Annotated in this window: 11 protein-coding genes; 7 read left to right on the top strand and 4 right to left on the bottom strand. The window is 52.7% G+C overall.

Annotation, left to right across the window (positions count from 1 at the left end; all coding sequences use genetic code 11):
* The coding region (locus TJ79_RS22495; protein ID WP_040952602.1) for a DNA polymerase III subunit alpha at nucleotides 1-3,300 on the bottom strand (3,300 nt) is incomplete at its 3' end.
* Between the two features lie 143 nt (nucleotides 3,301-3,443).
* Here TJ79_RS22495 and TJ79_RS22490 point away from each other — a divergent pair.
* The 3 genes from TJ79_RS22490 (at nucleotide 3,444) to TJ79_RS22480 (ending at nucleotide 4,889) form a co-directional block, all read left to right on the top strand.
* Nucleotides 3,444-3,776, top strand: a complete 333-nt coding sequence (locus tag TJ79_RS22490; RefSeq protein ID WP_040952601.1) for a YtrH family sporulation protein — start codon at nucleotides 3,444-3,446, stop codon at nucleotides 3,774-3,776.
* Nucleotides 3,773-4,261: a sporulation membrane protein YtrI gene (locus TJ79_RS22485; RefSeq protein ID WP_040952600.1), complete on the top strand. Its 489-nt coding sequence runs from the start codon at nucleotides 3,773-3,775 to the stop codon at nucleotides 4,259-4,261. Before TJ79_RS22490 ends, TJ79_RS22485 begins: the two co-directional genes overlap by 4 nt.
* Before the next feature lie 328 nt (nucleotides 4,262-4,589).
* Complete coding sequence (locus TJ79_RS22480; protein WP_040952599.1) at nucleotides 4,590-4,889, top strand: YtpI family protein; 300 nt, start codon at nucleotides 4,590-4,592, stop codon at nucleotides 4,887-4,889.
* A gap of 22 nt (nucleotides 4,890-4,911) precedes the next feature.
* On the opposite strand, the gene TJ79_RS22475 is transcribed toward TJ79_RS22480, so the two are convergent.
* The 3 genes from TJ79_RS22475 to TJ79_RS22470 all read right to left on the bottom strand — a co-directional run bounded on the left by TJ79_RS22475 (nucleotide 4,912) and on the right by TJ79_RS22470 (nucleotide 7,074).
* A complete protein-coding gene (locus TJ79_RS22475; protein ID WP_272944763.1) occupies nucleotides 4,912-6,264 on the bottom strand; it encodes a DRTGG domain-containing protein in 1,353 nt (450 codons plus the stop codon).
* 166 nt (nucleotides 6,265-6,430) lie between these two features.
* Complete coding sequence (locus TJ79_RS26915) at nucleotides 6,431-6,529, bottom strand: sporulation protein YjcZ (protein WP_081757098.1); 99 nt, start codon at nucleotides 6,527-6,529, stop codon at nucleotides 6,431-6,433.
* A gap of 251 nt (nucleotides 6,530-6,780) precedes the next feature.
* On the bottom strand, nucleotides 6,781-7,074 hold the full coding sequence (locus tag TJ79_RS22470) for a GNAT family N-acetyltransferase (RefSeq protein WP_052339884.1): 294 nt from the start codon (nucleotides 7,072-7,074) through the stop codon (nucleotides 6,781-6,783).
* A 273-nt stretch (nucleotides 7,075-7,347) separates the two neighbouring features.
* Here TJ79_RS22470 and TJ79_RS22465 point away from each other — a divergent pair, with 273 nt between their 5' ends.
* From TJ79_RS22465 to TJ79_RS22450, 4 genes are all read left to right on the top strand, one after another.
* Complete coding sequence (locus TJ79_RS22465) at nucleotides 7,348-7,629, top strand: hypothetical protein (protein ID WP_040952597.1); 282 nt, start codon at nucleotides 7,348-7,350, stop codon at nucleotides 7,627-7,629.
* Between the two features lie 205 nt (nucleotides 7,630-7,834).
* The gene (locus TJ79_RS22460; protein WP_040952596.1) at nucleotides 7,835-8,386 is read left to right on the top strand and encodes an Hsp20/alpha crystallin family protein; all 552 of its coding nucleotides are present in this window, start codon (nucleotides 7,835-7,837) and stop codon (nucleotides 8,384-8,386) included.
* A 79-nt stretch (nucleotides 8,387-8,465) separates the two neighbouring features.
* On the top strand, nucleotides 8,466-8,900 hold the full coding sequence (locus TJ79_RS22455) for a universal stress protein (protein ID WP_040952595.1): 435 nt from the start codon (nucleotides 8,466-8,468) through the stop codon (nucleotides 8,898-8,900).
* A gap of 148 nt (nucleotides 8,901-9,048) precedes the next feature.
* A partial coding sequence (locus tag TJ79_RS22450; protein WP_040952594.1) for a LacI family DNA-binding transcriptional regulator occupies nucleotides 9,049-9,496 on the top strand: 448 nt, incomplete at its 3' end.

Here is a 9,496-nt window from a genome sequence, read left to right as displayed (position 1 = left end):
CTGCGCTGACGCAGGCCGCGGGCCGCGAGCGGCGCTACCGCCGCGGCGGAGAGCCGCCGCGTCCCGGCGCCCGTCCGGCTCCGTCAGCGCCACCGCCTGCTCCGCCAGCAGCTTGCAGGTATCCTCCTCCTGCTGCTGCACCTTGCCCCGCACCATCAGCAGGCGGCCTTTCGAAACCTTGTCCTTTACTGCGCGCCAAAGCTCCGGAAACAGGACCACTTCGACTTTGTCGATGCGGTCTTCCAGCTCAATAAACGCCATTTCCTGGCCTTTCTTGGTCAGGATCGATTTGATGGAAACTACCATCCCTGCCACCAGCGCCTCCGAATTGTCCGGAAGCTCGATCAAGTAGGGGATCAGGTCGATTTCCAACTCCGTGAGCAGATCGTCATACTCGTCCAAGGGATGGCCGGATAGGTACATCCCCAAAAGTTCCCGCTCCAGCTCCAACTGCTGGAACTTGCTGTACTCCTGCACATTCGGATATTCAATGGACCAGTTTGCCTCCTCTGTCAGTCCGAAAAGGTGCAGTTGCAGATCCTCCCGCTCCTTCTTCCATTTGGCGGCGGATTCCACGGTTTCATCCAGCATGGCGAATTGTTGGGCGCGATGCCCTGGCAAGGAGTCGAATGCCCCTCCCTGAATGAGGGATTCGATGACCCGCTTGTTACAGACGCGCAAGTCCACCTTCCGGCAAAAATCCGTCAAATCCGCATAGGGTCCCTCTTCCCGCCCCCGGATGATCGCTTCGATAGCTTGGGTGCCGACGTTCTTAATTGCGGCTAGCCCGAAGCGAATCGTCCCCGCAGCTTCGGCAATCTCTGAGGAACTTCCCACTGGTGTAAAATTCACGCCGCTCTCGTTGACGTCGGGAGGCAGGACGGCAATTCTCATCCGGCGGCACTCATCCACATATTCGGCTACCTTCCGCTGGTTGCCCATATTGGCCGTCAGCATGGAGGCAAGGAATGGGCCTGGATAATGTGCTTTCAGATAAGCCGTCTGAAACGCAAGCACACCGTAAGCCGTGGCATGCGCCCGGGGGAAGCCATAGTCGGCGAAGCGAAGGATCATGTCATATACCTTATTCGCGTCCTCCAGGGAATATCCCATTTTTCGGCAGCCGGCGGCAAAATGCTCCCGCTCCCGGTCCAGCACTTCCCGCTTTTTCTTGCTGACCGCCCGCCGCAAAAGATCCGCTTCTCCCAAGGAAAAGCCCGCCATGCGCGAAGCGATCTGCATGATCTGTTCCTGATAAACGATGATGCCGTACGTGTCTTCCAAAATCGGCTTCAAATCGAGATGCGGGTACTCCACTTCAGCCAGTCCGTGCTTGCTCTGAATATACTTCGGAATGAACTCCATCGGTCCGGGACGGTACAACGCAACCACCGAGACGACATCGGCGAAAGAACTGGGCTTCATTTCCTTAAGAACCTTGCGGCAGCCGGGAGACTCCAGTTGAAAAACCCCCGTCGTCTCGCCTCTGCTCATCAACTGATAAGTTGCCGGATCATCGTAGGAAACGGTACGAAAATCCACCTTTCGGCCGGTAAGCTGCATGATCCAGTTCATCGTCCGTTCGATGATCGACAGGGTACGCAGTCCGAGAAAATCCATTTTGAGCAGACCGATGGATTCCAGACTTTCCATGGTGTATTGGGTCAGCGCCGTTTTTTCCGTGCCTGTTTGCAGCGGCACATAATCCGTCAACGGTTCCCGGGAGATGACGACGCCGGCCGCATGGGTGGAAGCGTGCCGCGGCATCCCCTCTACCTTCATGGCCATTTCGATGAGCCGGTCCGTCGACTTGCTCTTCGCCCGCTGCTCCTGAAGGTCCGGATTCAAGGTCAAAGCATTCTTTAACGTGATGCCGAGCCGGTTCGGGATCATCTTCGCCGCCCGGTCTACTTCTCCATAAGGCAGATTCATGACCCTGCCCACGTCCCGCACGGCAGCCTTCGCCGCCATCGTTCCAAAAGTGATGATCTGGGCGACATGCTCGCTGCCGTACTTGGCGACTACGTAATCGATGACCTCGTCCCGCCGTTCGTCACTAAAATCGATATCGATATCGGGCATGGTGATTCGTTCCGGATTCAAAAACCGTTCAAACAACAGCCGGTGGCGGATCGGGTCCACATCGGTAATCCGCAGGACGTACGCAACCAGACTCCCTGCCGAAGAACCCCGTCCCGGACCGACGGCGATCCCGTGTTCTTTTGCATAGCGGATAAAATCCCAGACGATGAGAAAATAATCGGAAAAGCCCATGCTTTCGATGACGCCAAGCTCATAGGCAAGGCGCTCCTCCCGCACTTTCCGGCTGGCCGGATCGTCCGCTGCCGATAAACCGAAGCCTCCGTCCCGGTACCGCTCCTCAAGTCCCGACCGGCACAGCTCCCGCAAGTAGCTTCCTGCCGTCATTCCCTGCGGCAACGGCTGGAAGGCAGGCAAAATATGCTTGCCGAATTCCAGCTCCAGCTTGCATTTTTCCGCGATTTTCAATGTGTTGGCAAGCGCCTCCGGAAGATGAGGAAACAAGCGGTTCATCTCTTCCCCGCTTTTCAAAAACAACTCGGTCGTATCGATGCGAAACCGGTCCGGGTCATCCAGTGTTTTACCCGTTCCGATACATAGCAAAATATCCTGCACTTCATGCTCGCCCTTATGAACATAGTGCACATCATTGGTAGCCACTAACGGGATACCCGTTTCCTGGCTGATAGCGACAAGACCTTGCACTACTTTTTTCTGCTCCAACATGCCGTGGTCCTGAATCTCCAGGTAATAGTCCTCCCCGAAAATGGCCCGATACCTTTCCGCAGTCTCTCTGGCTTCCTTCGGCTTGTCCTGCAGCAGCAGTTGGGGGACTTCCCCATTCAAGCAGCCGCTCAAGCAGACAAGTCCTTCTGCATAGCGAGCCAAATGCTCCATATCGATCCGCGGCTTGTAATGAAAGCCCTGCAGATGCCCGATGGAACAAAGCCGCATCAAATTCCGGTAACCCGTCTCGTTCTTCGCCAGGAGCACAAGATGGTGATTGGGCTGTTCCTGGCGGGATACTTTACGGCTTAAACTCCCGGAAGCCATATATACCTCGCAGCCGATAATCGGCTTGATTCCCGCTTCCTTGCAAGCTTTATAGAAAGGAATGGCGCCATACATCACACCGTGATCCGTCAAAGCGAGGGCGGGCATGCCAAGATCGGCGGCCTGCCGCACCAATTCCCCGATGCGGGCCGCTCCATCAAGCAGACTGTATTCACAGTGGGCGTGTAGATGTACAAAACCATTCATGATCCATGCTCCTCAAACGAATTCTCTATTCCTATCCATAGTGTAGCACAAGAGCACTGGAAAAGGCGAACCCACATTCGCCTTTTCCGGTTCTACTCCTTGGACAACCCGCATAAAATGAAAAAGGCAAGGAGGAAACGGTTATGACCACTTTTACCATACGATGGATTCTGGATTTCTTTATCGCCTTCGGAATCGTCACCGGCGGTGGCCTGCTTTCCGGCATTGGCGCCGTGCTGCTGCTGCAGGCTCCGGCAAGCGTGATGGAAAACGTCGCATCCAATATCAAAGTTTGGGCTATGGTGGCGGCGGTGGGCGGAACCATCGATCCGCTCCGGGTCATCGAAACCAATATCCAGGAAGGTTATTTGTCACCCGTTATCAAACAATTGCTGCTCTTCGCCAGCGCTTTTATCGGGGCTCAGCTCGGTTACTCCCTGATTCACTGGATAAGCGGCGGAGGGGCAAAACCGTGAGAATCCCGCAGTTCGACCGCTACCGGGGCTGGCTTGTAGGATGCGGTTTATTTCTGGCCGGAACGATTGTCGGCAGCGCGGTATATATGAGCGTGCACCAAGCTAACTTTTCGCTCCTCGCGGTACAAAACACCCTGCTGAAAAGCCGCCTGGAAGAAGCCGAGAAAAACGTTGCTTCCCTGACGAAAACCCGCAGCCAAAACGCGACCATCGCCATCGTAAAGGTACAGGTAGCGGAGGAGGGGACGGAGAAGCTCGATGATCTGGCAGCCAACGAGCTGAAAAAGAAGGTGCTGCGGGATCTGCAGGTAGCCGTCGGCAAACCCCTTTCAGCCGTCAAAGCAGCTCCTGAAGTATTTATCCGCCTAGTGGATGGAAAAGTCTATCATCAGGTACGGGAGAAAGATTACCTCGTCCGGGTGCGGACCGTTTTTGCCGTCCAAGGCGAATTGTCGGTGTGGATCACGGTGCAACCTTACGAGTAGTGCGCCCATGTGCCCAGAATGTCTATATACATGGAACGAAAGAAAGGGATGAAGGAGCGGAGAAACCGATTGTTCTGGAAAAGCGTCAGCGGTCGCCTTTGCGATCAGATTCCTTCCTTTAGGGAGTTGTCGAATCAGGGAATCTGAGTGCAACAGCGATTGGAAGAATAATCAGGTTTTGCAGAGACGGAATCCTTACAATCATTCGTTCCGTTTGTCTCGTTTCCGTTGATTTTGTCCGGCAAAAACCGTAGAGTTATAGACGGACACGCCGCTCGTGCAGCATCAGCGATTGTGCGAGACAAAATCACGCAAAGGATGTTTGACGATGAGCTTGTGGTTAAGCTGGTTTTTCTTTGCCTGTGTTTTGATCAGCCTGGTCTCCACCTTAGTATTCAGCTTTCGCTACCGACTGCAAAAAGAGCCGCTCTCCAGAGGTCTGAATGCGGCGCGAATGAATATTTCCATGGGTATTCTGCTGGTTGCCCTGGCTATGATCCAGATGCTACTTTTCGAGGAGAGCCGAGTCCGCACGATAGTGGCCGCGCTGTTTATCCTCATCGGCTTGTACAATCTCTTTGCTGGCGTCCGCAATCACGCTTTTTACACCAGGCGTATCGGAAAATAGCGGCCGACCACCGCTCTAACCGTCAGCCTCCGTCAAAAATATGGGCGGTAATAAGCGCCTTCGCTACCCGGCGATCCTCCGAGATCATGTCCACTTCGATTTTAGCGAACTTGCGGCTCGCCTCGAGAACGCGGGAAGCGAGAACAACTTCGCTTTCCATTTGCACCGGATGCAGGAAATAAGTGGAGATATTGTCGATGACGATATCTCCTTTTTTGTTGCGCTCCACCGCCCGGTAAGCCGCTTGGGTCAGCAGCGTGGTGAGAACGCCCGTCGAAACCGTACCGGTGTAATTGGTCATTTGCGGCGACATTTTGCCGCGGTAGGTCACCGTGTCCGGGGTATCCCCCTGCCCGATGAGTTCGGTAAAACCGCTCCAGATCTGATCATCGAAGGTCTCTCCGGTTTGCGGCTGCCGCTGGATATATTGCAATACCTTCTGCACGTCCTCTTTGGTAACGCAGCCGACGATTTTCCGGTTGGTATCCACTACGGGCAGGACATCGATTCCCTCCCAAAGCATCAAATGGGCGGCGGATGCGACGGATGTGTTGGGATGCACGGTCACCGGATTGCGCGTCATCAGCTTTTCCAGGGTTTGGGTAGGCGTTTGACGGTCGATGTTTTTGAGAGCTGCCATACCGATGACCCGGTTCCACTCGTCCACTACTGGAAAACGATCCAGTCCCGTCTCTTTCGAAAGTGTTTCCCACTCCCGCACCGTGCTGCCGGTTTTCAAGACGTATACTTTGCTTTTGGTGATGATGTCGTCTACCAGCATGATTTTTCTCTTGATCATCCGGTCGTAGATCGCTCGGTTAATCATGGAGGCGACGGTAAAGGTATCGTATGTGCTTGAGATAATGGGCAGAGAGAGACGATCCGCAAGATCCTTTACTTCCGGGTTTGTGTCGAACCCCCCGGTAATAAGAACGGCAGCGCCGTTTTGCAGCGCACCCTTATGGGCTTCCTCCCGGTTACCGACGATCAACAGGTTGCCGGATTCGATGTAACGCAGCATCGCCACCTGTTCCATGGCACCGATTACAAATTTGTTCAAGGTTTTGTGCAAGCCGCGGGCTCCGCCCAACACCTGCCCATCGACGATATCGACCACTTCCAAAAACGTAAGCTTGTCCATGTTGCGCTGTTTCTTCTCAATGCGAACGGTTCCGATCCGTTCCTTGGTACTGACCAGGCCGCTGTTTTCCGCCTCTTTGATCGCTCGGTATGCCGTCCCTTCGCTCACGTCCATATCTTTGGCGATTCTGCGCACCGAGATATGCGTGCCTACTCCCAAGCTTTCAATATGTCGCAAAATTTGTTCATGCTTCGTGAGCGTATCGTTTCTTCCGATAACTTCCACCTGTTTCACCTCAACCGAACATTCTGTACTATTCTGTCATTATAATACGGTTGGGATACCCTTTTCCACCGTTGAATTGCCGTCATCTCACGCTGAAAAAAAGCGGGTCGGGGAAATATAGCAATAGCCCGATACCTATGAAAAGGTAACGGGCTCGCGTGAGGAAGTTTTAGGATTAGATAACGATGGTGCGCAGGATGATGACCAGCAAAATGAAGAGCACAAGGATGAAAGCGACAGATGAACCAGTACCGTGACCGGCGAATCCGGACATGCAGATCAACCCCCTTTCTGAGATAGTGGTAACTTTCCATATTCACTGCGGTACTCCCACCGCACCTTTCATCCTATGGCAAATGGAGGTGATAGGTTTGGACGTTCGACTATACTTTTGGAATAGAGATGACAGTTTATCTCCGGTACATAACGTGTATGTCGATAACCATGACGTTCATAGAACCGCTGTGCGCTTTCATTTTCCGCATCAACAAATAAACTTGAGCCGCTGCAGGTATGCTTTTTCCCCTATTTCTCTCCACTAACCATCAACGCCGTGCCATACCCCCGCCCTCTGCTGCCTGGAGCAACCGCCAGCATGTCAATCCATAGCTCCTTTTCCTTAATCACAGCATGTAAAAAGCCGACTGGTCTCCCTGAAACATCCGATGCGACATAGGTCTCGCCTCTTTTGAGCCGGAATTTCAGCTCTTTGCGAGTCACTTTCAATTGCGGAAAGCTTTTACGAGTCAGAGGTACTAACTCCTCTTTTACTAAACGATAAATCGCCTCGAAATCACCCAACTTCCGTTTGCGAATCATCATCCTCTCTCCTCGCCTTTGGGAACGGAACCCGCCCGCACTTATTCAAAATCCATACCACATGATATCCATCCAAACGGTTGCGGCGCTTGTGCGATTGCTTAGTGCACGGTAGATTCTTGCGGAAATTCCTGAAAATTCGCTGCCTCTGAAACTAGATACCTCTGAAAACTGTGCGCTTGACTTATTTTCCTTGGCGGTATGCTAGTATCCATACGTTTAAAGGCGAGCGCCGTAGGATATAGAGAAGTCAGGACCGAGGAGGTGCGTTACTTGTACCAGCCATCCATTCATAAGGATCAGGTAAGATCATTAGTCGGCCAAAACGTATATGCAGTTAAGAAAGACGGATCGACGGTTTATGGCAAATTGACAAAAATCAAGGGAAACCGGCTTTTCATTGCAAGTGGAGATAAAAAAGCGTCCACCAACGCGGTCATTCCGCTCGTGCTTTTTGACCTTCTGGCCATCGGAACTTCTCCATTCGCTTTCAGCCCGTTTGGCTTCGGCGGTTTCGGTGGGTTTGGCGGATTCGGCGGTCCGTTTTTCTGGTAAGCTGTTCCGCTAGCAAAAACGCGCGCCCTTCGCCGGGGCTGCGCGTTTTTTTCTGACTGCAACGTCCCTTCTGGAGTTTTCATGCTAAGCAGATTAGGAACGGGGATAGGGACACCCGGCAGCGTGTGGCAGCATACGGTATAGCAGTCATGATTAAGCCGTTACGGAATCTAGAAGGACTACATACCTGGAAGGGGAGAACGACGTGGCTGATAAAAAAGACAATCCATGGAAGGTCATAAACGATTTGATGAAGGGCAATTTTTCCGCATTCAATATGAAAGAAACCCTCGGCAACGGCGCTTGGATCGATGCGCTCATTGCGGATATCATGAAACGGACGAAGGAATCCATTTCTTCAGGGGTACGGAATTCCGAAGACATGGACGACGACAGCCCAGCCGCGCCTCCAGTCTGGGTAGATAACCACATGCGGAATGTGATGCAAAGCGTAGGATCAGCACAAGCCTCATCTCTGCGCTCAGTACGCAGCCCCCGTGTCACCCAAAGCGATAAGTCCGTATTCGTACGCTTTCGTTTATCCGGAGCAGAGGAAGCGGACAACATCCGAGTCTATGCGGGAAGACAGACGCTCCGCTTGGCCGGCCTGGAAGGCGGGAGCAACCTGAACGTGCCTTTGCCGACCCCGGTCAAAGTACAAGGCTGCAAGGCGCGCATATCCGACAATACGCTGACAGTCCGGCTGCCCAAGCTGTCTCGCGGCAACGAACGCGAGTTGCCCATCGAATACAATTGAACAGGAAAGAAGTCTTCATATCTCTCCGGAAGTGGTATAATAAAAGGAGAAAGACAAATCCTTTTCCGGGGTGATCACGATGCAATTCCAAAAAATCTTACTCGCATTCGATGGTTCGAAAGCTTCACGCAAAGCGCTGGAAAGAGCTCTTGGTCTGGTAGAAAACAATCCAGGGGCTAATCTCGACGTTATTAATGTGATCATGAATCCTACCTTGATCGTAGGGGATGCCATGGTTACACCTTCGGCGGAGAGCATGCTGGACTTTCACAATTATTCCGATCAATTGATGAATGAAGTGAAAGCCGTTCTTGCTGAAATCCCTAACAAATCCCACTTCATCCAAATCGAGGGTCAGCCAGCGAAAGCGATTCTCGACTATGCCCATAACAAAGGCTACGATCTCATCGTCATCGGAAGCCGCGGGCTTGGCAATATTCGCGAATTTTTCCTGGGCAGCGTGAGCCATAACGTCGTCCAGCATGCACGGATTCCCGTGCTTGTCGTGAAGTAATCCCCTTCATCCATTTCGAGACTTTCTCAACAGTCTGACCGGACAAGCGTCCGGTCTTTTTTTCGCAAACATTTCAATTGCCAAACCTTGGCCTCCGGGCTACAATAAGCCTAGAAAGAATAAACGCGTGTTCAGTCAGGAGTCGCCAATGCGCAGTGAAGACATTGCCCGCTTGGCGGGCGTATCCCGCAGCACCGTGTCCCGGGTCATCAATAACTACCCCAACGTCCCGGAAAAAACACGGATTAAAGTCATGAAGATCATCGAACAATATCATTACGAGCCTAATATATCCGCCCGGGTATTGGCCGGCAAGGGTACCAATACCATCGGCTTATTCGTGGTCAGCTTTGCCGACAAAACAAGCGTCAACCGCATCTATCAAAACAGCTATTTCGCTCCCTTTGTCGATGCCCTCGTCGATACCGTCAACGCTATGGGTTATTACGTGCTGATTCACACGGTATATTCCGAAGCCGACTATTTCAAGATCAAGCAGGCGTTCCAACAAAAGCGGATCGACGGCTGCGTCATCGTCGGCACCCAAGGCAATGTGGAAAGCCTGCGAGACATTGTCAATCTGGAAGTCCCCCTTG

Source organism: Gorillibacterium massiliense, assembly GCF_000455485.1.
In the GTDB taxonomy this organism is placed as follows: domain Bacteria; phylum Bacillota; class Bacilli; order Paenibacillales; family NBRC-103111; genus Gorillibacterium; species Gorillibacterium massiliense.
Note: the sequence above shows the minus strand (reverse complement) of the source record. Positions and strands in the feature narration are given on the sequence as shown.